Genomic DNA, 26,831 nt, shown 5'->3' with positions numbered 1-26,831 from the left:
CCTTATCGCTCGTTCCTGAGCAACCGGCGCAATTGATAAACGATGAAGAGCAGCATGATCGCGAACAGCACCACCGCGATCGCGGCCGAATAGCCGAGCCGGTAATACTTGATGGCTTGGTCGTACATGTAATAGGCGAGCACGGTGGAGCTCTCGAACGGACCGCCGCCGGTCATGACCGAAATCAAGTCGAAGCTGCGCAGCGCACCGATCACGGTGACGACGACGGCCATGAAAGTCGTCGGCCGCAGTTGCGGCAAGATGACGTGCCACAACAATGCCCAACCTCGCGCGCCTTCCATGCGGGCTGCTTCGATCTGCTCGCTGCTGAGCGTCGTGAGCCCCGTGAGATACAAAATCATGCAGTACGCTGTTTGCGGCCACAACGCGGCGAGGATGATGCCCGGCGTCGCGTAATGCGGATCGCCGAGCACGGGGATTCCGTGTCCGATGATCAGCGCGAGCAAGCCGAACGTCGGGTCGTAGAACCATGAAAAGATCAGGCCCACCACCACGCCGGAAAGAACGAACGGCGCGAAGAACAGCGACTTGACGATGCGGATTCCGGCTACCGCCTGATTGAGGTACAGCGCGATCGCCAGGCCCATCGGCGGGGCGAGTAGAAACATCGCGAGCCAAATGACGTTGTTCTTGAGCGCGGTGTAAAACGTCTGCGAATGAAAGAGTTCGATGTAGTTCGCGAGGCCGACGAACGTCGCGTCGGTCATTCCATCCCAGCTGTACAGACTGAGGCGGATCGTCGATAGCACGGGCCACACCACGTAGATCGCGACCATCACGCATGCGGGTGCCAGAAACAACATCGCCGCGCGACGTTGGCGGCGCGCTGTCGGCGAGATGCGGCGGCGCGCGCTGGGACGCGGGCGGCTAGACGGCGCGGACGGCGGCAAACCGTCCTCCCCCGGGCGGGCGGCGCCGGCGCCATTGGCTCGCTGGGTGATGAACTGAGACACGTCAACCTCCTAAACGAACGCAACAACCGCGCGCGGCACGTTCGATGAACGACATCGCGCGCGGCCACATCGGCTACTTCTTATAGATCCGCTGCCGAGCTTGCTCGAGACGGGCGAGTATCGAATCGATCTGCGTGGGATCGGAAACGAACTGCTGCATACCCTTCATGCCTTCGTCGGCCATTTCCTTCGTCATGTCGCGATCGTAGAACTGCGCAATGCCGCCCTTCGTGTTCGAAAGGATTTGGAAACCGATCTTCGAAATGGGATCGTCGGGCTCCGGCGATTGGCTGTTCGCCGACAACGAGCCGAGGCCCACCGCGAGTTGCGCCCCGATCTTGGGTGTCTCGGTGAACGCAAGGAACGCGCGCGCATCGGCCTTGTTCTTCGCCTTCGCCGGAATGTTGAGCGTTTCGACGGGACCGTCTTCCGCTGTCGGCACGTTGGCGTCGATGATCGGGAATTGGAAGTAACCCATTTCCGATTTGACCGTCGGCGAGAAACCGCCCGTGATGAACGTGCCCATCAGCATCATGGCCGCCTTGCCTTGGAATAGGAACGGCTGTGCCGAGTCGAGATCGTACGAGAGCGAGTTGTCGATGAAGTAGCCTGCGTCGAGCAGTTGCTTCCAAGTCGTATATACCTTCTTCACACGCGCATCGGTGTACGGGACTTCGCCGGCCATCAGCTTTTGGTGGAAGGCATTGCCGTTCAAACGCAAGTCGAGATAGTCGAACCATCCCGCCAGCGTCCACGCGTCGCGTCCGGCCACGGCGATCGGCGTAATGCCCGCGGCTTTGAGCTTCTTGCAGTCGTCGAGAAAGTCATTCCATGTCTTCGGCTCGCCGGCGATCCCGACTTTCTGAAAGAGGTCCTTGCGATAGAACATGCCCCAGGAGTAGTACACGGTCGGCGCCGCATATTGCTTGCCGTTATAGGAAGAGGCTTCTTTCGTGGAGGCATACGTGCTGTCCCAGCCGTTCTTGGACCAATCGCCGGACAAGTCCTCGAACAATCCGCGCTTGGCGTAATAAGCCATGCGTTCGCCGTCGTGCCAGTTCACGATGTCGGGCGGAGCCGTGGTCAGCCAGCCGGGCAATTGAACCTTGTACGCTTCTTCGTCGATGAAGGCGACTTTCACGTCGGTGCCGGGATGCGCCTTCTTGAATTCATCGACCACCTGCGTCCAGACGGCGCGTTGGCTCGCCCCCTTGAACGCGATGTTGATGTCGAGCGTGGCGGCGTGCGCCGCGGTGGCGAGCGGGCCCATCGCGAAGGCCGACGCGAGCGCGACGGCGGCGAGCGTGATGCGGGATTGGTGCGTCATGCCTGTCTCCTATGTATTACGTCGTTGTCGGTGTTGCATCTGAATCGGTACCGCGCGTTCAACGCGCTCGCGTGCGATAAGCGGCGACCCCTTGCGGCTCGATGTCGCGCGAGCCGATGAGGAAGTCGTCACTCGGTATGTCCGACGGCATCGTGTGCGTTTGCGTGCCGTAATTGAAAACCCACGTCACGCCGCCGCGCCGGCTCACGCGCACGGTGTCGCCGAGCGGTTCCGGTTCTAGTCCCGCTTCGCGCGCGATGCGAGCGAACAATGCTTGCGTGGACGCCTCGTCGAACAGGCTAGCCAGGTAATGCACCGCGCCGTATTTCACGTAGGCGGGGTGTCCGTCATTGAACGCCGCGCGGATCTCGATCGATTCACGGCTGTCTTTTCCGAGGTCGACGTCGATCAGATCGCGCCAGTGCCGCGCATAACCCGGCGCAACGCTGCCGCTGAACGCCACGCCCGGATTGACATTCGGACGCATCGAATCGACCCGCCAAACGCGCACGGGCATGATCGAGGCGAGGGGGCCAGGCGGCAGGTTGGACGGAATCTGTAGGTCGGCCGTCTTCGACCCGGTGCGCGGCCCGATGATGACATGGGCCAGCGTGTTCTCCAGCCGGCGCGCGAGATCGTCCGGCACCACGGGCAGCGGCGGGACGACGATGAGTGCATACCCGTCGAGCGAAGCGTGCGTCGAGACGATATCGACGTCGAATCCGAGGGCGCGCAGCGCCGAGTAGTATTCGACCGCGAAGCGCGGGTAGTGGAAATCGATCCCCTGCGGATGCACCTCGAACAGCCATTTGGCTTCGTAGTCGAACACGAGCGCCACGCGTGCTTTGACGTTGCCTTGCACATCGGCATCGGTATGGTCGGATAGCGCGAGCAACTCTTGCGCGACGCGCCGCGCTTCACTACCGCCGATGTCGAGGCGATTGTCGGGCGTGTTCAATCCGGCGTGCATTTGCTCTTGCGCGAACGGGGCTTGTCGCCAACGGAAATACGACACGCAGCCCGCGCCGTGGGCAAACGCCTCCCAACTCCAAAGCCGCACCATGCCCGGCAGCGGGGCGGGATTCCATTTCGCCCAATTCACGGGGCCTGGCTGCTGTTCCATGACCCAGAACGGCAGTTTGGACATGCCGCGGTATAGGTCATGATTGAACGACGCGAAATCGGGATGGCCCGTGCGCAAGTACTTCGCTTTGACTTCGGGTTCGTACCACTGCTCTTCCAACGCGCCGAGCGGGTAGCTGTCCCATGCCGCCACGTCGAGATCGTCGGCTACCTTGTAGTGGTCGAACTCGGTGAATAGCTGCATGAAGTTGTGGGCGATGGGGCGGCCGGGAGAGTGTTTACGGATGATCTCCACTTGCATGCGGTTATAGCGCGCCACCTCGTCCGAAGCAAAGCGCCGATAGTCCAGACGGTGCGACGGATGCGCCTCGGTGACGGTGCCGATCGGCGCGTCGATTTCCTCGAAGCTGCGGTATTCCATACTCCAAAACACGGTGCCCCATGCGCGGTTCAACGAGTCGATGTCACCATAGCGCATCTTCAACCAGGCGCGAAAGCGTTCGAGCGCGGCAGGCGAATAGCTGACGACGGTTTGATGGCAGCCATATTCGTTATCGGTCTGCCAATAGGCGAGCGCGGGATGCTTGCCGTAGCGAGCGGCAATCGCTTCGCAGATCGCCTTCGACGCTTCGAAGTAGGCGGGCGAAGAGAAATCGTAGTGTCTGCGCGAGCCGAATGCGCGCACGCGGCCATCGGCCCCGACCGGCAAGATGTCGGGGTGACGATCGATGAGCCATTTCGGCGGCGTGGCCGTCGGCGTACACATGACGACCTGGAGTTCTTCCGCTGCAAGGGTGTCGATGGCGCGATCGAGCCAACCCCAGTCGAACTCTCCCGGCGACGGTTCGATGCGGCTCCAAGCGAATTCGGCGATGCGCACCTGCTCGATGCCGAGGGCCCGCATCCTGGCGGCATCGTCGTTCCACATGGCCTCGGGCCAATGTTCCGGGTAATAGCAGACTCCTAGACGCATTGCATGGTCCTCTTATCGGTGTCGATGTCGTATCGATTACGCGTGTTGTTCGATGCTGCTGAGCGGCGCGACGGCGAAGCCGTCTTGCGCGAATAGGTGGCAGGCATGGGCCGGTGCGCGAAAGCGAACGGTGTCGCCTGGCTGCAAGCGCGCGTCGCCGGGCGCTTTCGCGATCAGCACCGCGCCGCCTGGTTGATCGAGATGTACATAGCTGTGCTCGCCCAACGCTTCGATTAGCGCGATGGGGCGAGCGAGCGTCACGGCGTTGCCTTCGCCCGCCCCCGGCGAGGCCGTGTCGCCCACTACCGGTTCAAGATGCTCGGGGCGCACGCCGAAGGTCACCGTTGAACCGACCTCGAGGCTCTGCCCCTGCAAGGGCAGCCGCACCGATTCGCCGCTGCCTTCGAGCGTGATCGAGACGCCGTCCGCTTCGATCGACGCGACCTTGGCGGGAAGGAAGTTCATACGAGGCGAACCGATGAACCCGGCGACGAACTTGCTCTTCGGCCGGTGGTAAAGGTCGAGCGGCGCGCCCACTTGCGCGATGCTGCCGAAGCGCTCGGTGTCGCTGCCGGCGTGCAGGAGCACGATTTTGTCGGCGAGCGTCATCGCCTCGATCTGATCGTGCGTGACGTAGACGACGCTCGCATCGGCGAACTGTCGATGCAGACGCGCGATTTCGATGCGCGTTTGGCCGCGCAACGTGGCGTCGAGGTTCGACAGCGGCTCGTCGAACAAGAAGACGCCGGGCTCGCGCACGATCGCGCGTCCGATGGCGACGCGTTGTCGTTGGCCTCCGGAGAGCGCTCTGGGATGCCGATCGAGCAGCGCATCGAGTTGGAGAATGCGGGCCGCGTCGCGCACCTTGCGGTCGATCTCGGCCTTGGGCGTCTTCGCGAGTTTCAGGCCGAAAGCCATGTTCTCGTAGACGGTCATGTGCGGAAACAGCGCGTAGCTCTGAAATACCATGGCGACGCCGCGCTGCGCGGCCGGTACATCGTTGACGCGCTTGCCGGCGATGGAAACGTCCCCTTCGGTCACGTCCTCCAAGCCCGCGATCATCCGCAGCAAGGTCGACTTGCCGCAGCCCGACGGCCCGAGGAAAACACAGAACTCGTTTTTGCCGATCTCGAGATCGACGTCCCGAATCACCGGGGCGCCGTCGCCGTAGGCCTTTTGCACACCGCGCAATGAAATGCTCGCCATCGTGCCGTCTCCATGTTCTAATCTGCGCCAGATGATTAAGCGCTTAATCAGTGCGCCGCAAAAAAGCGGTCATCGGGTGACCGGGGCGCTGCGTCTCGTTCGTTTTTATCGACTCGTTCGGTGCATGGTGCCGCGCTCGTCGCGATCATGCAAATGTTGAATAACCTTCCCATTTATTGAGAAAGCGATGCCGACCCTCAACGAGGTAGCCACCCGGGCGGGCGTGACGCCCGCCACGGTCTCGAACGTCCTGCGCAATAAGGGGCGCGTGGGCGAGGCCACGCGCCAGCGGGTGCTCGAGGCGATCGCGGCGCTTGGATATCGCCCACACTTGCCTGCGCGCGCATTGGCCGAGGGGCGTGCGCCGACGATCGCGCTGATGGTGTCGAGCATCGCGAACCCGTTCTATCCCGAGTTCGCGCTGGCGGTGGAAAACGCGCTGCGCCGCAGGGGGCAATTCCTCATCATCTGCAATACCGAGGGGGATCCGCAGACGGGGCGCGCCTATCTGGATCAGATCGCCGGGACGCTTTCCGAGGGCGTGTTGGTCATGAACGCGAATTTGGATTTCGAGGATTTGCGGATGACCGAATTGCGCGGCGCGCCGGTGGTGCTTTGCATGTGGGAGCGGCCGCTCGATCCACCTGGTTTGCCTTGTGTGGCGGTGGATTTCCGATTGGCGGGGGAATTGGCGGCCAAGCATCTGCTCGAGCTCGGGCATCGGCGAATCGGCGCGATCGTCGGCAGCAAGGTGTATGGGATTCACGCGGCGCGATACGAAGGATTCGTCGATGCGATGCGTGGGGCGGGGCTCGAGTGTGCCGCGGCACCCGTGCTTTACACCCCCGATACGACACGGGGCGGCTATGCCGCGGCGCTCGAGTTGTTGAAGGCGCATCCCGACCTCACGGCGCTCTTTACGACGAACGACTTGCCGGCGCTCGGCGCGATGCAGGCGGCGGCCGATCTCGGTCTAGACGTGCCGCGCGACCTGTCCGTGGTTGGGATCACCGATATTCAACTGGCGCGCGAATCGCGTCCCGCGTTGACCACGGTTGCCGTGCCGACGACCGAAGCGGCCGAGTTTGCCGTGGAGTTGTTGGTGGATCTGATCGAAACGACGGCCTCAAGGGCGGCGAGTGACGGCGCGCGGCAGGCGCGCGTTTGCGTGACGTCGCCGCCGCATCTCGTCGTCCGTGCCTCGACGGGGCCGGTGCGCAAGAGATAGCGCGACGAGGCCCCGAGCGAGGCCGGGTGTATCGAATCGCGGATCAATGCATCCCGGCGCGCACCGATCCCAGCATGTCGTGCACGCCGAAGGTCATCAACGAGAGGAAAGCCAGCAGCGCTAAGTAATAGAACGCGTAAGTCAGCTTCACCGATGCCGGGATCCCGTAGTAGCGCTTGTTTTCGGGGCGGTTCGCATCGTAGCGCCAAGCGCGCTGAAGTTGCGGCAAAGCCAAGATGGCCATGACGATCAGCAGCGGGCTCGGGTGCACGACGAACAGCCCGACGAGGACCGGCACACCGGCGAACCAGATACGCGGAGAAAGCACGGCCGTAATCCGGCCCCCGTCGAACGGCGACAGCGGGATCATGTTGAACAGATTGAGGAAGAAGCCCGCGTAGGAGAGCGCGAGCATCCATCCGCTATCGAAGTGACGCGCGAGGAAGTAGCAGGCGAGCGAAGCCAGCGTTCCCGCGAACGGTCCGGCCAGACCGACATAGGCTTCCGTTTCGGCATCGTGCGGCATCTGCTTCATTTGAATCCAGGCGCCCACGAACGGCACGAACGTCGGGGCGCCTACGTCGAGGCCCCGTTTGCGGGCGGCGGCGTAATGCCCAGCCTCGTGCACGAACAGCAAGAGGACGAAGCCGGCCGCGAACCGCCAACCGTAGAACATTGCATAGACGGCGATCGACAGCAGCATCGTGCCCGTCGTCGTCAGCACCTTGCCGAGCTTTAACCCGCCCAGCAGCAAAATCAGCAGCTTAGCCATGGTGCGTCGAATCGCCGGATTCTTGCTGCGTCGGCTGATCGTGGCGGTGCTCCCCGGCGTCGTACGGCGGCGCATCGCCTAGTGATGCGGGAGGCACGGCATCCGAGGGCGGCTTGTGGGCCGCCTTGGGCTTGCGGTTGAACAGGCGTTTGATTTTCGTGCCGAAGGCGAGCAGGGCAATGAGCCCGACCTTGAAGAACTTCACCGCAAAGGCGGCGATCACCGCGAACAGCCCGAGCTTTTTCACGGCCACGCCCGCGACCAGGGCGGCGAGCCCATATTCGGCGATGTGATCCGTGGAGGAATTGAAGTCGGCATAGCGCTTGCCGTCCGCATACGCGATATCGGCGAGCAATGCATTGGCCGTCGACTTATTCATGGCCAACGCCGACAGTTGGGTCACCATCGTCAACGAAAGGTAGCCGTCCCGTCCGAGCGCGATGGTGCGGTAGTTGACCGCGTCCCGGCTCGTGTCGGTTTGCCCTTTGGTCCTGACGATGGCCGACCACATCAGCCGGTGCGTGTTCGCATCGTAGACGGGCGGCTCGGCCCAGCCGGCGACTTCGAGCTCCCGCAATCCGCGCTCCTTGCGCGACGTGTTCGACTGCTCCGTGCCGTCGCGCAGGTTCTTCAGAATCTTGTCCGGGTCCCAGTGCTTTGCGTCGTCGTCACGGACATAGCCGTCCTTCTGGTAAGTGAGCACGGCGAACCAATCCTGGCCGTCCGTTTGAGGCACGATCAAGCCCACCATCGATTTTTCGTCGACCGAGTTGCCGTGGGCGCGAAGAAACCGAATGGCCGCCGGAGCCGGAACGAAGCCGACGCCGGCAGGCAGCGCGAACTTCGCCTCGTCGAGGACGGCGATCGTGGAGGGACCTTTGACCAACGCGGCATCCGCTTCTTTGGCGGCGGCCGCGAGTTCATCTTTAGTTGCCTGCGTTTGCGCGAAGCAAACCCCGCTTGCGGCGAAGATGAACAGCCCAATAACGAATTTGACGAACGCTCTCATGACGATTATGTGTTTTTTTTCTTGTCGGACGGCCCGATTGCCCACTCGAACTATATCGAGTTCCCCCTGGCTATCGGCACGCCCGGCCAACTCTTGAGCCGAGTTTCGCGTTCGTCGCGCTTCGCTTACAGGTAGAACATCCGGTCTTCGTCCGACTTCGTCGCGTGCGGCTCGGCTTCACCGCGATCTTCATAAAACGCGAGCACGGCCTCCAGCACTTGGGCCGGATCGTCGATCACCTGCATGAGCTTCATGTCTTCGGGATTGATGAGGCCCATCGGCAAGAGCGCCGTTTCAAACCAGTGCAAGAGCCCCTTCCAGAACTCGGCGCCCACGAGAATGATCGGCACGTGGCGCGACTTCTTCGTTTGAATGAGCGTGAGCACTTCCGCGAGTTCGTCCAGCGTGCCGAAGCCGCCCGGCATGACGATCACGGCATCGGAGTTCTTGACGAACGTGACCTTGCGCGTGAAGAAGTGGCGGAAACGCAGTGAAATGTCCTGCCACTGGTTGCCCGATTGCTCGTGCGGCAACTCGATGTTCAAGCCCACCGACGGTGCCTTGCCCGCATGCGCGCCCTTGTTCGCGGCTTCCATGATGCCCGGGCCGCCGCCCGAGATCACGGCGAAGCCCGCGTCGGAAAGTTTGCGCGCGATTTGGGTCGCGAGCTTGTAGTACGGCGAGCTCGGTTTGAGGCGGGCCGAACCGTAAATGCTCACGGCCGGACGAATCTCCGAGAGGTACTCGGTCGCCTCGATGAACTCTGCCATAATCGTGAACATCTGCCACGACGCGCGGGCCTTCTTGGCCGTTGCGCGTTCTTGATCTGCGAGCGATCGCAGACTCGGAATCACTTTTCTCTTGTTCATAATGCCTGCAGAACGGAACCTGAAAGGTAAGACCCTCGTTTTGGTCGACGGATCAAGCTATCTGTATCGGGCCTACCATGCGATGCCTGACTTGCGCGGCCCCGACGGCGAGCCGACGGGAGCAATCTACGGCTTCATCAACATGTTGCGTCGCATGCGCAAGGAAGTCACGGCAGAGTATAGCGCGTGCGTCTTCGATGCAAAGGGCAAGACGTTCCGTGACGATTGGTACCCGGAGTACAAAGCCCATCGTCCGTCGATGCCGGAGGACCTTTCCAAGCAAATCGAGCCGATCCATTTTGCCGTGCGCGCGCTCGGCTGGCCGCTGCTGATGGTGGACGGCGTCGAGGCCGACGACGTCATCGGCACGCTCGCCGCCGCCGCCGAACGGGAAGGCATGAACGTCGTCGTCTCCACGGGCGACAAGGACCTGGCCCAGCTCGTGAGCGAGCACGTCAAGCTCGTCAACACGATGACGAACGAAACGCTCGACCGCGAAGGCGTCATCGCGAAGTTCGGGGTGCCGCCCGAGCGCATCGTCGACTATCTGTCGCTGATCGGCGATACGGTCGATAACGTACCGGGCGTCGAGAAGTGCGGACCGAAGACGGCCGTCAAGTGGCTTGCGCAATACGAAACGCTCGACGGTGTCGTGGCGCACGCGAGCGAGATCAAGGGCGTCGTCGGCGAAAACCTGCGCAAGGCGCTCGATTTCTTGCCGATGGCCAAGAAGCTCGTGACGGTGGAGCGTGAGTGCGACCTGACCGAACACGTCGTCTCGATCGAGGAAACGTTGCCGGCTCGGCCCGAATCGCCACTCGAGTTGCGCGATCTGTTCATGCGGCACGGCTTTAAAACCTGGCTGCGCGAGGTCGAGGCGTTGATCGAGGGCGCGCAAGATGCACAGGCCCTAGCGGGCGAAACCGAGCCCTCGGGCGTGCTCGCGGCGCAGCCCGCGCCCAGGATTGCGCCCGAGCGCTGCTACGAGACGGTGCAGACGTGGGAGCATTTCGATACCTGGCTTGCCAAGATCGATGCTGCTGCGTTGACGTCGTTCGATACGGAGACGACCTCGCTCGATCCGATGCAGGCGCAGATCGTTGGTTTGTCCTTCTCGGTGGGCGCCGGGTGCGCGGCTTATATCCCGGTCGCGCATCGCGGGCCCGACGCGCCGCTGCAATTGCCGCGCGATGAGGTGCTGGCCAAGCTCAAGCCCTGGCTCGAAAGCGAAGACAAGAAAAAGGTCGGCCAGCATTTGAAGTACGACGAGCAGGTGCTCGCCAATCACGGCATCGCGTTGAACGGCATCGAGCACGACACGTTGCTCGAATCGTACGTGCTCGAGTCGCATCGGCCGCATGACATGGATAGCCTCGCCTCGCGTCATCTCGGGGTCAAGACCATCAAGTACGAGGACGTGGCGGGCAAGGGCGCGCAGCAAATCGGCTTCGACGAGGTGCCGCTCGATAAGGCCGCCGAGTATGCGGCGGAGGATGCCGACGTCACGTTCCAACTGCACGAGGCGCTCTTCCCGCAAATCGAGCCCGAGGCGGGCCTGTTGCATGTCTATCGCGACATCGAACTCCCGACGGCACGCGTATTGCGCAAGATGGAGCGCAACGGTGTGCTGATCGACAGCGAGCGGTTGCGCCGCCAAAGCAGCGAAATCGCGACACGCCTGATCGAATTGGAAAGCGAGGCCTATACGCTGGCCGGCGGCGAATTCAACTTGGGTTCGCCCAAGCAAATCGGGCAAATCTTCTTCGAGCGGCTGCAGTTGCCTGTCGTCAAGAAAACCCCGAGCGGCGCGCCGTCCACGGATGAAGAAGTGCTGCAAAAGCTGGCCGAAGACTATCCGTTGCCCAAGCTGTTGCTCGAGCATCGCGGCTTGTCCAAGCTCAAGTCCACGTACACCGACAAGCTCCCGCGCATGGTCAATCCGAACACCGGGCGCGTGCATACGAACTATGCGCAGGCCGTAGCGGTGACGGGGCGGCTCGCGTCGAACGATCCGAATCTGCAAAACATCCCCGTGCGCACGGCCGAAGGCCGGCGAATCCGCGAGGCATTCATCGCGCCCGAGGGCAGCAAGATCGTCTCGGCCGATTACTCGCAGATCGAATTGCGCATCATGGCGCATATCTCCGGCGACGAATCGCTGCTGCGCGCCTTCGCCCATGGGGAGGATATCCACCGTGCCACGGCGGCCGAGGTTTTCGGCGTGACGCCGCTCGAAGTGTCGAGCGATCAGCGGCGCATCGCGAAGGTCATCAATTTCGGTTTGATCTACGGGATGAGCTCATTCGGGCTGGCTTCCAACCTCGGCATCACGCGCGATGCCGCGAAACTCTATATCGATCGGTATTTCGCGCGGTATCCTGGCGTTGCGCGCTACATGGACGAAACGCGCGCGAACGCGAAGATCAAAGGCTATGTGGAAACGGTCTTCGGGCGCCGGCTATGGCTGCCCGAGATCAACGGCGGCAACGGCCCGCGGCGGCAAGCAGCCGAACGCGCGGCGATCAATGCGCCTATGCAAGGCACGGCCGCCGATCTCATCAAGATGTCGATGATTGCGGTGCAGGCATGGCTCGAACGAGAAAATGCCAAGAGCCGCATGGTCATGCAGGTGCACGATGAACTCGTGCTCGAAGTCCCCGACGACGAACTGTCGGTCGTACGCGAGAAGCTGCCGCAATTGATGTGCGGCGTGGCGGCGCTGAAGGTGCCGCTCGTGGCGGAAGTCGGTGCCGGCGCGAATTGGGAGGAAGCGCACTGATGCGCTGATCCCGGCGCTTATGCGGGCGCCCGTATGGCTTCAATAAGCCCGGGCTGCCTCGCGCGAGCGCCGCTTCGCGGACAATGACCGAGCGCGCCCCCGACGAGCGGGTGACCGAACCGAATTATCAACGGCATAGGGAGTATCGGCATGCATCGTTTCATCGTCGTGGGAGGAGGCGCGGGCGGGCTCGAGTTGGCTACCCGCCTCGGCGATCGCTATGGGGCGCGCGGCGAGAGTCAGCCTCGCGCGCTCGTCACGCTCGTCGATCGTTATCCGACACATATCTGGAAGCCTTTGCTGCACGAGGTCGCGGCGGGTAGTCTCGATCCGTTCACGCAGGAGCTCGAATACCCGGCGCAGGCGCGTTGGCACGGATTCGAGTTTCAGCAAGGCGAGCTGGCCGGCATCGACCGAGCGGGCAAGCGCATCACGATCTCCCCTGTCATCGATGCCGACGGCGCGGAGATTCTGCCGCGCCGCGAACTCCAATACGACACGCTCGTCATCGCGATCGGCAGCACCACGCACTTTTTCGGAGTGAATGGGGCCGCCGAGCATTCGATCGCGCTCGACACGGTCGCGCAAGCCGACCGGTTTCGCAAGCGGCTCATCGCAGCCTGCATGCGGGCGGAGCATCAGCCGCACGAGACGGTGGAGTCGGGCCCGGGCACGTCGCCCGAAAGCGAGCCGCGCATCCAGGTGGCGATCGTCGGCGGCGGCGCGACCGGCGTCGAGTTGTCGGCCGAATTGCGCAACACGGCCCAGGTGCTCTCCGCCTACGGTCTGCATAAGCTCGACCCGCGCCACGACATCGGCATCGTCCTGATCGAAGCGGGGCCGCGTATCTTGCCCGCGCTGCAGGAGCGCGTGTCGAGCGCAACGGCCGACTTGCTGCGCAAGCTCGGCGTAAAGCTCATGATCGGCGAGACGGTGGCCGAGGTCGCGCCCGGCATCGTGCGCACGGCGAGCGGCAAGGTCGTGCGTGCCGACTTGACCGTCTGGGCAGCCGGCATCAAGGCGCCGCCCGTCTTGGGGCAATTGGACGGACTGACGGTCAATCGCCTCGGGCAACTGTGCGTGCGCCGAACGCTGCAAACCGAAGTGGACGACGATGTCTTCGCGCTCGGCGATTGCGCGGCTTGCCCCTGGCCCGGCAACGAACGCAATGTTCCGCCGCGGGCCCAGGCCGCTCACCAGCAGGCGAGCTTCTTGTTGAAGGCTTTATCGAAGCGCCTGGAGGGCAAGCCGCTGCCCGAGTTCACTTACCGCGATTTCGGCTCGTTGGTTTCGCTCGGTCATTTCAGCGCGGTCGGCAATCTCATGGGCGGTTTGATCGGCGGGAGCATGCTCATCGAGGGCTTGTTCGCCCGGTTCATGTACATGTCGCTCTACCGGCTGCACGTCGCGGCATTGCATGGCTATCCGCGGATGGTGCTCGATACGATGGCGCATTGGCTGCGGCGTACGACGTTGCCTCGCGTTAAGCTTCATTAACCGCCGAGCGCGCAGCCTTCTCTCGGTCCGAATTGATTCGAGTCGATCCGGTTGCGCGACGGCGATCGCATAGGCTTCTGAGTTTTAGCCGGGAATCGGCCCGCCGAGTAGGCGGCGGGCCGATTCCGCCAAAACCATGAGCCATCCACCTCTTGCCACCCATATGGTCTCGTTTCCCGACGGCGAAACGGGCAACAACGCGCTAGGGTATTGCACGAGCGACTCGCGTGACCCGAATCGTTCGGCCACGCTTACACCGCTCGGCACGGCTTGGCAAAGATGGGCATTGAAGGGGACGAAAGTCGCCGTCAAATGGCTCAAGCTTGCCGGCGAGCCCGAATTCCTGCATGAACTCGACGGGGAGACATCGACCACCACCCGGCTGCCGCGGCGCTTGCGTCAACGTTCGGCCGTGGATCTCGTGACGATCCGAACGTCGCTTACGCAGCATAGCTTCCCGTCTGTCGCGCTCCATTATGGAAGCGCGTCCGGATTCACCGGCAATTTCATTTCCGTCGCGCCGCTCGGGCAATGGCAATGCAATTTGCCGGCCGGGGCGGCCGTGCAGGTCATGAATCTGAGCGAGCCGCGCAACGCATTGAAAAACGGCGCATTCGGCGTCCAGGCTTCGGTCGCGAAGAACACGTCCGCGGCGGTGCGGTTGTTGAAAGACTCGCCGGGCGGTTAGCGCGCATCGTCTGACGAAAGGAGACATGCCGCGGCACGCGGGCGGCGCGATGCCGCTCGCGTGCCGGCGGTCGATCGGGCGCTTAGGGGTTCGGTCCGGTCGCGACTGGCCGCGACGGGTCGGCGCACCATTCGCTCCATGAGCCGGCATAAAGCGCCGCACCGTGCAAGCCCGCCACTTCCATCGCGAGCGCATTGTGACAGGCTGTGACACCGGAGCCGCATTGGAGCACGACGTGCTCCGGTTGCTTTTGTCCAATGACCGCGCCGAACTCGTCGCGCAGCGTATGGGCCGATTTGAAGCGGCCGTCGGCCGTCAAATTGTCTTTGAAGAAACGATTGAGCGCCCCGGGGATATGGCCGGCAACGGGGTCGATCGTTTCGTTTTCGCCGCGGTAGCGGTCGGGGGCGCGCGCATCGACGACGACTTGCTCCCCGCCCTTCATGTTCGCGAGCAGATGTTGCGCGTCGACAGTCACGGCAAGCGGAGCGCCGGCTTTGAAGTCGCCTGGCGTGGCGGCGGGCGGCGGAGTCGTCTCGAGCCGGTGCCCGGCGGCCTGCCAGGCTTGCAAACCGCCGTCGAGTACGGCCACCGAGTCGTGCCCGAGCCAGCGCAGCAGCCACCAGAGCCGAGCCGCGTAGGCGCCGCCTTGAGCGTCATAGGCAACGACTTGCTGCTGCTGCTTCAGGCCTTGCGCGGCCAGTGTCGCGACGAGCGCGTCGCGCTCCGGCAGCGGATGCCGCCCGTTTTTGCCGGTCTTGGCACCCGAGAGGTCGCGGTCCAGATGGAGATAGCGGGCGCCGGCGATATGGCCTGCCGCATAGGCGCGTTCTCCGGCAGCCGGGTCCGCTAGGTCGAAACTGCAGTCGAAGACGAGCACGCTGCCCGGCGCGGCGGACAGGCGTTCGGCCAAATTGTCGGCCGAGATCAGCGTGGTGTAGTGCGTGTGCGGCATGATGGACTCCTCGTTGGCGAGCACGCTCGCGCGTGGACGGCGGATGATGGCAGTCTAAACAAAAAGACGGGCAAGAGGCACTTTCGCCATCTTGCCCGTCTCGAGGATCGGCCGCGTCGAACGACGACTGTGGACGATCGTTAGATCTCGCCGAGTTCGCGCCGCAAGAACTCATGGAAATGTTGCATGCCGTCTTCCATCGGGCTTTGGTACGGCCCGACTTGCGACTCGCCGCGCTCGAGCAGCGCGAGGCGGCCGGCGTCCATGCGTTCGCCGATCTCGTCGTCCTCACGTGCCGTTTCCATGTAGGCCGCGCGCTCCGCTTCGACGAACTCGCGCTCGAATAGCGCGATTTCCTCGGGGTAGTAGAACTCGACGATGTTCGTTGTTTTGCGCGGGCCGTGTGGAATCAACCACGAGACCACGAGCACGTGGGGGTACCACTCGATCATGAGCCCCGGATAGTAGACCATCCAGATGGCGCCATACTCGGGCGGCGCTCCGTCGCGCATGCGCAGCACTTCGTCGTGCCACTTGCGGTAGATCGGGCTACCGGCTTTGGCGAGGCCGTTGTGCACCCCGACCGTCTGGACGCTGTACCAATCGCCGAACTCCCACGTCAGATCGTCGCAATTGACGAAGCTGCCGAGGCCTGGATGGAAGGGCACGACGTGATAGTCCTCGAGGTACACCTCGATGAACGTCTTCCAGTTGTAATTGCACTCGTGCACTTCGACGTGATCGAACATATAGCTCGAGAAGTCGAAATGATGCTGCGTGCCGAGCTTTGCCAGATCCTTGGCTACGTCGCGGCCCTGCGTTTCGAACAGCAGGCCGTGCCAATTCTGCAGCTTCGCTGCGCCTAGATTCAGGCACGGGTTATCCGCGAAGTGCGGTGCGCCGAGCAACTCGCCTTCGAGGTTGTACGTCCAGCGGTGCAGCGGGCAGACGATGTTTTCGGCCTGGCCGCGCCCGTTCAGCATGATCGCCTGGCGATGACGACAGACGTTCGAAAGCAGCTCCACCTGCGAACGTTGATTGCGTACGAGTACGCGCCCTTCGTTTTCGCTTGGCAGTGCAAAATAATTCCCTGCTTCGGGCACCATCAATTCATGCCCGACGTAGCGAGGACCCTTCTTGAAAAGTGTTTCGATTTCTCGCGCCAGGAGCGCTTCGTCGAAGTAAGCCGTGACCGGCAGCTGGCTCGAAATGGCCTTGAGCTGCAATGCAGTGCTCAGATTGGACATTCCCACTCCCGATGAAAACGTGAAAGCAGCGAACAACCCAACCATCGAAGATTCGATTTAGGGAACCGGCGATTATACCCTTTCCCCTTCGCTTGGGGCACTTAAGTACATGATTTGGGTCAAAAAACGGCAGCAAGAACGGGTCCTACGGGTCCCGGTCGAGGCCCGACTGTTGTTTTTTTGCCCCTCGTTCGAGGGGGCATGAAAGCTGGCGGATGAATCGGGTTGTGCGCTTTTGCCGTAGAATGTCCGACTTGTTTTTTAATTTCACCCCGATCCCGATGGCGAAGACAGCACCCGAAGGCGCGGCCGCGCCCGTGTCCGGCGGCGAAGCAGGGGACTCGGCGCTGCCCCAGAACTATGAAGCAGCGGTGGCCGAGTTGGAAGAGCTGGTTTCCCGAATGGAAAGCGGCGCCTTGAGCCTCGAGGAATCGCTGACTGCCTACCGGCGCGGTGCGGCCCTCGTGGCGTTTTGTCAGCAGCAGCTCGAAAACGTGGAGCAGCAGGTGCGCGTGCTCGATGGCGAGACGCTCAAACCGTTGCCCACCGGTGCCGCTCCCGCGGACGGCGGAGATGACCTATGACTTTTGAAGATTGGATGCGCGCGGTGCTCGCGCGCGTCGAAACCGCACTGGAGCGCTACTTGCCCGCGTCGGCCGTCGAGCCGGCGCGCTTGCATGAAGCGATGCGCTACGCGGTACTTGGCGGCGGCAAGCGTGTTCGTCCGCTGCTCGTGCACGCCGCGGGCGAACTGACGGGCGCCCGGCCCGAGGCCGTCGAAGCGGCGTCCGCCGCGCTCGAGATGATCCACGTCTACTCGCTCGTGCACGACGACATGCCGTGCATGGACGACGACGCCCTGCGCCGCGGCAAGCCCACCGTGCACGTTCAGTACGACGAAGCCACCGCGTTGCTGGTCGGCGATGCCTTGCAGTCGCAGGCATTCATCGTGCTGACCGACGAGACGGCACTGGATACGCGCGCGCAGGCCGCGCTCGTACGCGAATTGGCGGTGGCGAGCGGCTCGCTCGGCATGGCCGGCGGCCAGGCGATCGATTTGGCGAGCGTCGGTTTGACGCTGACGCGCACGCAGCTCGAAACGATGCACAGAATGAAGACGGGCGCGTTGCTGCGCGCGTCGGTTCGCATGGGTGCGCTGGCGGGGACAGCGCCCGATGCGGACGCTTTGCGTGCGCTCGATGCATACGCGGCGGCCGTGGGGCTGGCATTTCAGGTCGTGGACGACATTCTCGATGTCACGACCGATTCCGCCACGCTCGGCAAGACTGCCGGCAAGGATGCGAAGGACGGCAAGCCGACCTACGTGTCGATTATCGGGCTCGACGCTTCGCGTGCCTTGGCGGCGCAATTGCGCCGCGACGCGCACGAAGCGCTCGTGCCTTTCGGTGAGCGTGCCCGGCGTCTAGCCGAGCTTGCCGACCTGGTGGTGAACCGGGTGAGTTGAACGCGAAGCCCGCTGGCGCGCTATTGGCCTCGAGCAGCGTGAGAGAAAAGCGGGCGCGTAACTTTTCCTACAATGGAACGACGATGTACGACTTGTTGAAAACCATCGACGACCCGGCGGATTTGCGCCGCCTCGACCGCCGTCAATTAAAGCCGCTCGCCGACGAGCTGCGTGCGTTCGTGCTCGACAGCGTCTCGCAAACGGGCGGCCATTTGTCGTCGAATCTCGGCACCGTCGAGCTGACGATCGCCTTGCATTACGTATTCGATACGCCGCACGATCGAATCGTTTGGGACGTCGGCCACCAAACCTATCCTCATAAGATTCTGACCGGGCGCCGCGACCGCATGCCTACGCTGCGCCAGCGCGGCGGCATCTCCGGGTTCCCGCGCCGCAGCGAGTCGCAGTACGACACGTTCGGCACGGCTCACTCGAGCACATCGATCTCGGCCGCCCTCGGCATCGCGATCGCGAGCAAGCTCGAAGGCATCGACCGCTTCTCGATCGCCGTGATCGGCGACGGCGCAATGACGGCCGGCATGGCATTCGAGGCGATGAACAACGCGGGCGTGTGCGACGATGTGCCGCTGCTCGTGATCTTGAACGACAACGACATGTCGATCTCGCCGCCCGTCGGCGCGCTCAATCGGCATTTGGCTCGGTTGATGTCGGGGCGCTTCTACGCGGCTGCCCGCGCCGGCGTGGAGCGTGTGCTGCGCGTAGCGCCGCCGGTGCTCGAGTTGGCTCGCAAACTCGAAGAGCATGCCAAGGGCATGGTCGTGCCGGCTACGCTGTTCGAGGAGTTCGGCTTCAACTACATCGGCCCGATCGACGGTCACGATCTCGATTCGCTGATTCCGACGCTGCAAAACATTCGCGAGCTTCGCGGCCCGCAGTTCTTGCACGTCGTGACGAAGAAGGGCCAAGGCTACAAGCTGGCCGAGGCCGATCCCGTGCTCTATCACGGCCCGGGCAAGTTCAACCCGGCCGAGGGTATCAAGCCGAGCACGGCGCCGTCGAAGAAAACGTACACGCAAGTGTTCGGCGAATTCCTGTGCGATGCGGCCGAGCTCGATTCGAGCGTCGTCGGCATTACGCCGGCTATGCGCGAGGGCTCGGGGATGGTCGAGTTCGAGAAGCGCTTCCCGGATCGGTACTACGACGTGGGCATCGCCGAACAGCACGCGGTGACGTTCGCCGGTGGTTTGGCGGCCGAGGGCCTGAAGCCCGTCGTCGCCATCTACTCGACGTTCCTGCAGCGCGCGTATGACCAATTGATTCACGACGTGGCTTTGCAGAACCTGCCTGTCGTCTTCGCGATCGACCGCGCTGGCCTCGTCGGCGCCGATGGCGCGACCCATGCCGGTGCGTACGACCTCGCCTTCCTGCGCTGCATCCCGAATATGACGGTGATGGTGCCCGCTGACGAGAACGAGTCTCGCCAGATGTTGTACACGGCGCTGCAGCAGCCGAATCCGACGGCAGTGCGGTATCCGCGCGGCGCCGGCACGGGTGTGGCCACGGTCAAGCAGATGACGGCGCTGCCTGTCGGCCGCGGCGAGATCCGTCGCGAATCGACTGCTCCGAAGGGCAGCCGTATTGCGATTTTGGCGTTCGGGACGATGGTGGCGCCGGCGTTGGCGGCGGCGGAGGCCCTCGATGCCACGGTGGCGAACATGCGCTTCGTGAAGCCGATCGACGCCGACCTCGTGCGCGAGCTTGCGCAGACGCACGACGCGATCGTGACGGTCGAGGAAGGGTGCATCATGGGCGGCGCGGGCTCCGCGTGCGTCGAATCCCTCCTCGCCAATGGGGTTGTTCGGCCCGTACTACAATTGGGCCTTCCCGACAGCTTCATCGATCATGGCGATCCTGCCAAGCTGTTGGCGGAATGCGGCCTTGACAGCGCGGGCATCGAAAAGTCGATTCGCGCGCGCTTTCTCGAGCCGGCGGCCAAACTGGCGGCGCAACGCGTCGCTTGATCCCACGCCGGTCGCGCATGCGACCGGATGGCATGGATGCACACATGGGCCTTCGGGCCCATGTTTCATTATTGACGCGACTCGCGCCGGCCTTTGCGCGCCGGCCCCTTAGCTGCGCTCACTAGGACATAACAACGATGAACCAAATGAACCCTGCCTTCGTCATGCCTGACGTGCAAAGCACCGTCGACACGCGGCAGATTGCGATTCAGCGCGTCGGGGTGAAGGGCGTGCGTCATCCTTTGACGGTGCGTACGGCAAGTGGCGACGTGCAGCCGACGGTGGGCACGTGGAACCTCGACGTGCATCTGCCCGCGGATCAGAAGGGCACGCATATGTCGCGTTTCGTTGCGCTGCTCGAAGGCAATAAGGCGCCTTTGGAGGCGGCGACGTTTCGCAAGATGCTTGATGAAATGTTGAGCAAGCTTGAAGCGACGGGCGGGCGTATCGAAGTGACGTTCCCGTATTTCGTGCCGAAGACGGCGCCGGTTTCGGGGGTGACGAGTCTGCTCGACTATGAAGTGACGTTGGCCGGCCAGGCGCGCGACGGGGAAGTCCGCACGTTCTTGCGCGTGCTAGTGCCCGTGACGAGCCTGTGCCCGTGCTCGAAGGAGATTTCGCAGTACGGCGCGCACAACCAACGCTCGCATGTCACGATCGATGTCGAACTGGTGGCCGATTTGCCCGTTGAAGAGCTGATTCGGATGGCCGAGGAAGAGGCATCGTGCGAATTGTGGGGCTTGCTCAAGCGTCCGGATGAGAAGTTCGTGACCGAGCGCGCGTATGAGAATCCCAAGTTCGTGGAGGATCTCGTGCGCGACGTGGCGCAGCGGCTCAACGCCGATGAACGCATCGTGTCGTATACGCTCGAAGCGGAAAACTTCGAATCGATCCACAACCACAGCGCTTATGCCGTTATCGAGCATGACAAGCGCGATGCGGCTGTGGCGGCTTGAGGGCTGGGGGTGGTTCCGACTTTTGCCGCCTTGTGCCGTGAAGGCTGGAAGGCCCCTATGGCGCGCGACGATCATGATCGTCTGGGCATGAGTCGTTCGCCCTTGGGGCGAAGCCGCCGAAAAGAAGCATTCGATGCAACGCCATGGATTCTCAGCGCGGAACTGGATGCGAGCAGGCGAAAAGCACGGGGCGGTTAAAGAACTGAACTGCAAGGACGATAACTGGTACGTCACCGCTATCGCTAACTGTGCATGATGCCGTCATTTTTAATGATCCACCCCACAATGCCCGAGAGGCGGGTAAAACCCGGGTTTAATTGGGTGGCCTTGCTGTGCAGCACGATGTGGGCGTACTCCGAAGGGCTAATTGTTCAAGCGGGGCGGATGACCGTCGTCGATTCCACTGTCGGCCTCCTTTGCTTCCCAGGTCGTCCATCCCTTTTTGCGGTGGCCTTCTTACTGCTTGTGGGAAAGAATATCTACTGTGCTCGTTACGGCAGCGCGTGGTTGCTTCAGCGACTGCGTGATCAAGGTTATCGCTATGTCGCGTAGCCACGCATCGAGGAAGTTTGGCGGTAATTGTCGAATGTCCCTTTCGGTAAGCGTCAAAGGCCGCAACGAGGGGGGGCTCCGCTTTCGGCGCCGCGCGTCCGTTCACCGCACAACCGTGTAACCTGGTAAGGCCGCGCTCGGCCAATTTCGGCCGCTCGACGCCGTAGCGTAGATCGCTAACAATAGCTGGCTTCTTCCACAGCAACTTTTAAGAAGTGGAGCCTCTATGAAATTTGACTGGCACCGAGACCCGATTAACCGGGCCACCAAAGTTGACGAAACTTACAAGAATACGCAGAACGTTCGCCGATTTCTGACGAGTGAGTGTGGTGAGATGTTCAAATTCGATCGTTCCTTCATGGCCTGGATTAAAAGCGGAGTACCCAATAACATGGGGGAGGTGGCAGACGAATGGATCAGGCTGCGTAAGGTGAGCGTCGAAACTTAACGGCCCTATGACGAACACATCAGGCAGTAGTCGGCCAGAAGCGGCGGGTCGTGACCTTCGGCTTTCATATAGTCTGCCGAATCTGCTAACGCGATCGCCATGGCTAACGTTAGGCATCAAAATGGATTTTCTCGAATTCACCTTCGCCGAATCTCGTGAGTCAAATGACCACGAGGTGCGTCCGCTGGCCACGGGGATCGATATTTTGAAATCGCTACGCCCGGGCGATCTTGGTCTCGACCCTCCGGAGTTCTTTCGTCAGCCTGAGCTTTGGGCCGGCGGGAAGCTTCTTATCGGAAGATGCAGTTGCGGTGTCGTTGGCTGCGGAGATCAGTTTGTAGACGTCGAAATGTTTAGCGATCAGGTCGCCTGGCGTCTGGCCCAAGGTGGCCGCGTCGTCTTCAACAAAAAGCAGTATGAAGCGGCTCTTGAGCAGGGCGCAGCGTCAACTACTTGGGAGTCACTCGAGCGCACAGCTGAAAGACTCGTCAGTGGCCTAGACTTCTCGAAGCGAGCCGAGCGCGGCTATGTCTTCCAGTGGGCCTCGGCAAGAGTTACGAAGGAGCAGATCACGCTGTCATTTGGTGTAGGCGAGCGCCAGGAAATGATCGATGTCGGATGGAATCATCGGGATCCAGAAGATGCCCGAAACAGCGTTCTGGCGTGGATCGCAGCTGATGTTAATCCGTTATGCCCGTAGACCACTTGGTCGATCAGTGAACGCAATACGACTGCCTTCTGGCGTCGAAGTTGGCAAGTTGCAGACGTTGGACATCGTCGCCCACATCGTCATCAATCGCTGGTACGAGGTCGACATCCTTGAGGTGATGACGATCCCGCTCCCGAGAACTGAAATATTCAATGTCCATTCCGCGACTCGTTGCAAGGCTCTCCAGTCAAACCTTGACGCTCATACGCGAAGGAGAGGGAGCCCGGACCTATCAAATCTCCACGGCGAAGAACGGCGCTGGCGAACAAATGGGAAGCGGCTGTACTCCTCGCGGCCAGCATGTCATTCGAGCAAAGATCGGTGCCCGTTGTCCTGTCGGTACTGTTTTTGTCGGACGTCGAGCAACGGGCGAAGTCTACTCATCAAATTTCGCGGGACGGTTTCGCGGACGCGATTGGGTATTGACCCGCATCCTCTGGTTACGCGGCTGCGAACAGGGAAGAAACAGGTTAGGCGAAGTAGATACGATGCGACGTTATATCTATATTCACGGTTGCCCTGACGTCGAACCGATGGGCGTTCCCGCATCTCACGGTTGCATAAGAATGCGCAACGCGGACATTGTGGAGCTATTTGATTTGGTCGAGCTGGGAACACCTGTTTTGATTGGAGAGTAAGACTAATGTAGTCAGCCCTGAACAATCCTGCGAGGCATGTGCAGTAAGGCTGTGAAGCCGAAACGGTATTGTTGGATTTGCAGGAAGCGGGCATATTGATGCGTGAATCCTGCAAATCCTGATGAGGTGTGGATGGGTCCGAAGACGCCGGTGCCAGAGGGAGATGTCTTCCGCCAACCGCTGCGCGAGCAGATCAACTTGAAGCATCCGTTGGTTCGCCTCGCCGATCTGATCGACTGGGAACGGTTGAACACGGCGATGAGTGCGAGCTTCGTGTCGCACCGAGGCCGACCGGCAACGTCGCCGCGTTTGATCGCGGGGCTGCTGTACTTGCAGACGCAGCCGCCGATTGATCCGTCGAGCCTGACGCGCTGGAGGAAGCGCCTGGGCGAGGCCGGTGTCGAAGAACTGCTGGCCGAGACGATCGAAGCGGCCAAACGGGCAAACGTCATCAAGACGTCGAGCCTGAAGCGGGTAATCGTCGATACGACGGTCATGGAGAAGGCGGTTGCGCATCCCACCGATTCGCGCTTGCTCGAACGTTGCCGAGAACATTTGGTGAAGGCTGCTGCGCGGCATGGCCTGAAGTTACGGCAGAACTACAACCGCGAAGCGCCACGATTGGCGGGCCAGATCGGTCGCTACGCACATGCGAAGCAGTACAAGCGAATGAAGAAATCGCTGCGCACGTTGCGTTCGCGAGTGGGACGCGTGATGCGCGACGTCGAGCGGCAACTGGATGACGTTGCTCGGCAGAGCCGGGCAGCGCTGGAAGACCTGATTGGGCGCACGAAGCGGATTCTGTCGCAGAAGCAGAAGGACAAGAACAAGCTGTACGCGCTGCATGCGCCGGAAGTGGAGTGCTTGGCCAAGGGCAAAGCTCGTAAGCCGTACGAATTCGGCGTGAAGGTGTCGATCACGACGACGCACAAGGAAGGTCTGGTAATCGGAGCGCGCTCGATGCCGGGGAATCCGTACGATGGGCACACGTTGGCCGAAGCGTTGGAGCAGGCGCCGATCTTGAGCGACGTTCAGCCGGAGATCGCCGTCGTCGATCGCGGCTACAAGGGCGTCGCCATTGACGGTGTGAAGGTCTATCACCCGGGACTGCGACGCGGCATCACGCGAGGCTTGCGCGCGATGATACGGCGGCGCAGCGCGATCGAGCCAGCCATCGGACACATGAAGGCAGACGGAAAACTCGATCGCAATTGGCTCAAGGGTGCGCTCGGTGATGCAATGCACGCGGTGCTGTGCGGTGCCGGCCACAACCTGCGGATGATCCTGCGCAAGCTGCGGCTTTTTTACGCCCTGATTCTCGTCGCTTTGCTTGGGTTTGAATCCGCTACGCCGTCGGCAGCGTGAACTCATTTGCCGAGAAAAACGAATTGTTCAGGGCCGACTAATGTACTCACCGAATAGGCCGCGCCCGACTGTCCGATTTCGAGCTACTTGAGCGTTTCCAACGGGGTCGATAGGTGCCGCAAGATTTCTTCGCTTGGGCGGCCACGAACTGCTTTCGGCACGCGCTCCTTAGCCGCATGCGGGGGTAGATTCGCTCCGCAGCGCGGAGAGAATCCCGGCCAGTCGTCGGCCAGGAATCGGCGTTTATCGATATAGACGGTAGCCCACCTCCGTGTTGCGCCAGTCCCAAATTGGGACTAAAATGCAAGGCATGCGAATCGTTGCCAAAAGAACCTTGCTTGATTTCATCGCGCGTCACGCACAAGCTGGACAGCCGTTGTTGGCGTGGCACGCGGAAGCGTCGAAGGCCAACTGGAAGACCCCGCAGAATATCAAGGACCAGTACGCCAGCGCGAGCTTCGTCGGTCGGAATCGAGTGGTTTTTAACATCAAGGGCAACGACTTCCGGTTGATCGTCGCGGTGGCCTACCAGATCGGCGTGGTGTATGTGAAGTTTGTCGGCACGCACGCGGAATACGACAAGGTCGATGCGGCAACCGTAGAAATGGAGTAACGAGATGGACATTCACCCGATTCGAACCGAGGCCGATTACCGGGCTGCCCTGAAGGCGGTGTCCGCGCTCGTCGACATGGATCCTGCTTCGGGCACGCCGGAAGGCGACGAGTTGGAGATTCTGGCGATCCTCGTCGAGAAGTACGAGGCCGAGCACTTCCCGATGGCAGCCCCGAACCCGATCGATGCGATCAAATTTCGGATGGAACAGGCGGGACTCTCGGTCCCCGACATGCAGCCGTACATCGGGAACAGCAACCGCGTGTATGAGGTGTTATCGGGCCGACGCGCGTTGAGCCTCGCCATGATCCGCAAGCTACACGATGGGCTGCATATTCCCGCCGACGTGCTGATCGGAGCGGCATAACGCGGGTGGCTAGAGATTAGCGGCGGCACACCCGCCCGACGCGCCGCCCGCTACCGCGCGAGCGACGACAAATCCCAGCGCGGCTTGACCGTAAACGCGTAGTCCTTATTCGCCTGCTCGGGCCAGCGCTGCAAACGCAGCGCGCCCGCCAGCGCGATCATCGCGCCGTTGTCGGTGCAAAGAGAAAGATCTGGGTAATGCACATCAAAGCCGCGCTTTTTCCCGGCGGCCGAAAGCGCCTCGCGCAACTGGCGATTTGCGCCCACTCCGCCCGCGACCACGAGGCGCTTGAGCCGTGTACGTTTGAGCGCAGCCAGAGATTTTGCAACGAGCACATCGACGGCCGCATCGACAAACCCGCGCGCAAGATCGGCCTTCGCTTGCTCGCACACGTTCGCTCCCAGCTTCTTGCTCTGCGTAAGCACGGCCGTCTTCAACCCGCTGAAGCTGAAATCGAGATCGCCCGAATGCAGCATCGGCCGCGGTAGCGCCACGGCACCAGGCGTACCGTACTCGGCAAGACGTGAAACCTCGGGCCCACCCGGATAGCCGAGCCCAAGCAGCTTGGCCGTCTTATCGAAGGCCTCGCCGGCAGCATCGTCAAGCGTTTCACCTAGCGTCTCATACACCCCGACATCCGTGACGCGCATGAGCTGCGTATGGCCGCCCGAAACGAGCAGCGCAACGAACGGGAACGGGGGCGGCTCATCCACGAGCAGCGGCGAGAGCAGGTGCCCTTCAAGATGGTGGATGCCGATCGTCGGCTTGTCCCATGCCATGGCCAGCGCATTGGCGATACTCGCGCCGACAAGCAGCGCCCCCGCGAGCCCGGGCCCTTGCGTAAACGCAATCGCATCGATATCGACACGCGAAGCGCCCGAGCGAGAGAGCACATCTTCGAGCAGCGGCAGCGCGCGCCGAATGTGGTCGCGCGAGGCGAGTTCGGGAACGACACCGCCGTATTCGCGATGCATCGCGATCTGCGAATGCAGGGCGTGTGCGAGCAGGCCGCGCTCGGTGTCGTAGAGCGCGAGCCCGGTTTCGTCGCACGAGCTTTCGATGCCGAGAACGAGCATGGTGGATGGCTGAGCGCGGGCGGCTGGAGGCCGTCACCGCAAGGTGCCCGTCA

General features: G+C 62.1%; 25 protein-coding genes. 14 read left to right on the top strand and 11 right to left on the bottom strand.

The window, feature by feature from the left end; genetic code table 11:
• Positions 1 to 2: 2 nt before the first annotated feature.
• From C0Z18_RS19500 to C0Z18_RS19485, 4 genes are all read right to left on the bottom strand, one after another.
• Complete coding sequence (locus C0Z18_RS19500) at positions 3 to 962, bottom strand: carbohydrate ABC transporter permease (RefSeq protein ID WP_408647073.1); 960 nt, start codon at positions 960 to 962, stop codon at positions 3 to 5.
• Between the two features lie 85 nt (positions 963 to 1,047).
• Positions 1,048 to 2,301, bottom strand: a complete 1,254-nt coding sequence (locus tag C0Z18_RS19495; protein WP_102647067.1) for an ABC transporter substrate-binding protein — start codon at positions 2,299 to 2,301, stop codon at positions 1,048 to 1,050.
• Positions 2,302 to 2,359: 58 nt separating this feature from the next.
• A complete protein-coding gene (locus C0Z18_RS19490) occupies positions 2,360 to 4,357 on the bottom strand; it encodes a beta-galactosidase (RefSeq protein WP_102647066.1) in 1,998 nt (665 codons plus the stop codon).
• 36 nt (positions 4,358 to 4,393) lie between these two features.
• Entirely contained in the window at positions 4,394 to 5,563 is a 1,170-nt protein-coding gene (locus tag C0Z18_RS19485; RefSeq protein ID WP_102647065.1) for an ABC transporter ATP-binding protein, read from the bottom strand.
• Positions 5,564 to 5,750: 187 nt separating this feature from the next.
• Between C0Z18_RS19485 and C0Z18_RS19480 the strand changes: the two genes are divergently transcribed.
• Positions 5,751 to 6,791 (top strand): LacI family DNA-binding transcriptional regulator, encoded by a 1,041-nt coding sequence (locus C0Z18_RS19480; protein WP_102647064.1) that lies wholly within the window; start codon positions 5,751 to 5,753, stop codon positions 6,789 to 6,791.
• Positions 6,792 to 6,834: 43 nt separating this feature from the next.
• Here C0Z18_RS19480 and C0Z18_RS19475 read toward each other — a convergent pair whose 3' ends face one another.
• From C0Z18_RS19475 to C0Z18_RS19465, 3 genes are all read right to left on the bottom strand, one after another.
• Entirely contained in the window at positions 6,835 to 7,563 is a 729-nt protein-coding gene (locus C0Z18_RS19475) for a site-2 protease family protein (protein WP_102647063.1), read from the bottom strand.
• Entirely contained in the window at positions 7,556 to 8,572 is a 1,017-nt protein-coding gene (locus C0Z18_RS19470; RefSeq protein ID WP_102647062.1) for a DUF2167 domain-containing protein, read from the bottom strand. The genes C0Z18_RS19475 and C0Z18_RS19470 overlap by 8 nt, the downstream gene beginning before the upstream one ends.
• A gap of 125 nt (positions 8,573 to 8,697) precedes the next feature.
• Positions 8,698 to 9,441 (bottom strand): LOG family protein, encoded by a 744-nt coding sequence (locus tag C0Z18_RS19465; protein ID WP_102647061.1) that lies wholly within the window; start codon positions 9,439 to 9,441, stop codon positions 8,698 to 8,700.
• A 1-nt stretch (position 9,442) separates the two neighbouring features.
• On the opposite strand from C0Z18_RS19465, the gene polA reads away from it, so the two are divergent.
• From polA to C0Z18_RS19450, 3 genes are all read left to right on the top strand, one after another.
• Positions 9,443 to 12,220 (top strand): DNA polymerase I, encoded by a 2,778-nt coding sequence (polA, locus tag C0Z18_RS19460; protein ID WP_102647060.1) that lies wholly within the window; start codon positions 9,443 to 9,445, stop codon positions 12,218 to 12,220.
• 150 nt (positions 12,221 to 12,370) lie between these two features.
• Complete coding sequence (locus tag C0Z18_RS19455) at positions 12,371 to 13,717, top strand: NAD(P)/FAD-dependent oxidoreductase (protein WP_102647059.1); 1,347 nt, start codon at positions 12,371 to 12,373, stop codon at positions 13,715 to 13,717.
• A 136-nt stretch (positions 13,718 to 13,853) separates the two neighbouring features.
• Complete coding sequence (locus C0Z18_RS19450; protein WP_146014052.1) at positions 13,854 to 14,405, top strand: hypothetical protein; 552 nt, start codon at positions 13,854 to 13,856, stop codon at positions 14,403 to 14,405.
• A gap of 82 nt (positions 14,406 to 14,487) precedes the next feature.
• On the opposite strand, the gene C0Z18_RS19445 is transcribed toward C0Z18_RS19450, so the two are convergent.
• The gene (locus C0Z18_RS19445; protein ID WP_102647143.1) at positions 14,488 to 15,360 is read right to left on the bottom strand and encodes a sulfurtransferase; all 873 of its coding nucleotides are present in this window, start codon (positions 15,358 to 15,360) and stop codon (positions 14,488 to 14,490) included.
• A 140-nt stretch (positions 15,361 to 15,500) separates the two neighbouring features.
• Positions 15,501 to 16,607 (bottom strand): aromatic ring-hydroxylating oxygenase subunit alpha, encoded by a 1,107-nt coding sequence (locus C0Z18_RS19440; protein WP_102647057.1) that lies wholly within the window; start codon positions 16,605 to 16,607, stop codon positions 15,501 to 15,503.
• A gap of 281 nt (positions 16,608 to 16,888) precedes the next feature.
• Here C0Z18_RS19440 and C0Z18_RS19435 point away from each other — a divergent pair, with 281 nt between their 5' ends.
• From C0Z18_RS19435 to C0Z18_RS19405, 6 genes are all read left to right on the top strand, one after another.
• Complete coding sequence (locus C0Z18_RS19435) at positions 16,889 to 17,191, top strand: exodeoxyribonuclease VII small subunit (RefSeq protein WP_102647142.1); 303 nt, start codon at positions 16,889 to 16,891, stop codon at positions 17,189 to 17,191.
• Positions 17,188 to 18,072, top strand: coding sequence for a polyprenyl synthetase family protein (locus C0Z18_RS19430; protein WP_102647056.1), 885 nt, complete (start codon positions 17,188 to 17,190; stop codon positions 18,070 to 18,072). Before C0Z18_RS19435 ends, C0Z18_RS19430 begins: the two co-directional genes overlap by 4 nt.
• 83 nt (positions 18,073 to 18,155) lie before the next feature.
• On the top strand, positions 18,156 to 20,054 hold the full coding sequence (dxs, locus tag C0Z18_RS19425) for a 1-deoxy-D-xylulose-5-phosphate synthase (RefSeq protein WP_102647055.1): 1,899 nt from the start codon (positions 18,156 to 18,158) through the stop codon (positions 20,052 to 20,054).
• 137 nt (positions 20,055 to 20,191) lie between these two features.
• The gene (gene folE2, locus C0Z18_RS19420; protein ID WP_102647054.1) at positions 20,192 to 21,010 is read left to right on the top strand and encodes a GTP cyclohydrolase FolE2; all 819 of its coding nucleotides are present in this window, start codon (positions 20,192 to 20,194) and stop codon (positions 21,008 to 21,010) included.
• A gap of 778 nt (positions 21,011 to 21,788) precedes the next feature.
• Positions 21,789 to 22,010, top strand: coding sequence for a DUF6434 domain-containing protein (locus tag C0Z18_RS33545; protein ID WP_102647052.1), 222 nt, complete (start codon positions 21,789 to 21,791; stop codon positions 22,008 to 22,010).
• A 121-nt stretch (positions 22,011 to 22,131) separates the two neighbouring features.
• Entirely contained in the window at positions 22,132 to 22,710 is a 579-nt protein-coding gene (locus tag C0Z18_RS19405) for a hypothetical protein (RefSeq protein ID WP_102647051.1), read from the top strand.
• A gap of 13 nt (positions 22,711 to 22,723) precedes the next feature.
• Here C0Z18_RS19405 and C0Z18_RS32990 read toward each other — a convergent pair whose 3' ends face one another.
• On the bottom strand, positions 22,724 to 22,879 hold the full coding sequence (locus C0Z18_RS32990; protein ID WP_158244265.1) for a hypothetical protein: 156 nt from the start codon (positions 22,877 to 22,879) through the stop codon (positions 22,724 to 22,726).
• Here C0Z18_RS32990 and C0Z18_RS19400 point away from each other — a divergent pair.
• The 4 genes from C0Z18_RS19400 to C0Z18_RS19385 all read left to right on the top strand — a co-directional run bounded on the left by C0Z18_RS19400 (position 22,872) and on the right by C0Z18_RS19385 (position 25,702).
• Positions 22,872 to 23,357, top strand: a complete 486-nt coding sequence (locus C0Z18_RS19400) for a L,D-transpeptidase (protein ID WP_102647050.1) — start codon at positions 22,872 to 22,874, stop codon at positions 23,355 to 23,357. The genes C0Z18_RS32990 and C0Z18_RS19400 overlap by 8 nt on opposite strands.
• Before the next feature lie 132 nt (positions 23,358 to 23,489).
• A complete protein-coding gene (locus C0Z18_RS19395) occupies positions 23,490 to 24,722 on the top strand; it encodes an IS5 family transposase (RefSeq protein WP_102647049.1) in 1,233 nt (410 codons plus the stop codon).
• A 310-nt stretch (positions 24,723 to 25,032) separates the two neighbouring features.
• The gene (locus tag C0Z18_RS19390) at positions 25,033 to 25,335 is read left to right on the top strand and encodes a type II toxin-antitoxin system HigB family toxin (RefSeq protein WP_102647141.1); all 303 of its coding nucleotides are present in this window, start codon (positions 25,033 to 25,035) and stop codon (positions 25,333 to 25,335) included.
• 4 nt (positions 25,336 to 25,339) lie between these two features.
• Positions 25,340 to 25,702 (top strand): helix-turn-helix domain-containing protein, encoded by a 363-nt coding sequence (locus tag C0Z18_RS19385; RefSeq protein ID WP_102647048.1) that lies wholly within the window; start codon positions 25,340 to 25,342, stop codon positions 25,700 to 25,702.
• A gap of 50 nt (positions 25,703 to 25,752) precedes the next feature.
• On the opposite strand, the gene tsaD is transcribed toward C0Z18_RS19385, so the two are convergent.
• Positions 25,753 to 26,778 carry a tRNA (adenosine(37)-N6)-threonylcarbamoyltransferase complex transferase subunit TsaD gene (gene tsaD, locus C0Z18_RS19380; protein WP_102647047.1) on the bottom strand — a complete coding sequence of 342 codons (1,026 nt, stop codon included), beginning with the start codon at positions 26,776 to 26,778 and terminating at the stop codon, positions 25,753 to 25,755.
• Positions 26,779 to 26,831 lie beyond the last annotated feature (53 nt).

This window comes from Trinickia dabaoshanensis, from assembly GCF_002879885.1.
Taxonomy (GTDB): Bacteria; Pseudomonadota; Gammaproteobacteria; order Burkholderiales; family Burkholderiaceae; genus Trinickia; species Trinickia dabaoshanensis.
The sequence above is the reverse complement of the archived record's forward strand: the minus strand, read 5'-3'. Positions and strand labels throughout refer to the sequence as shown.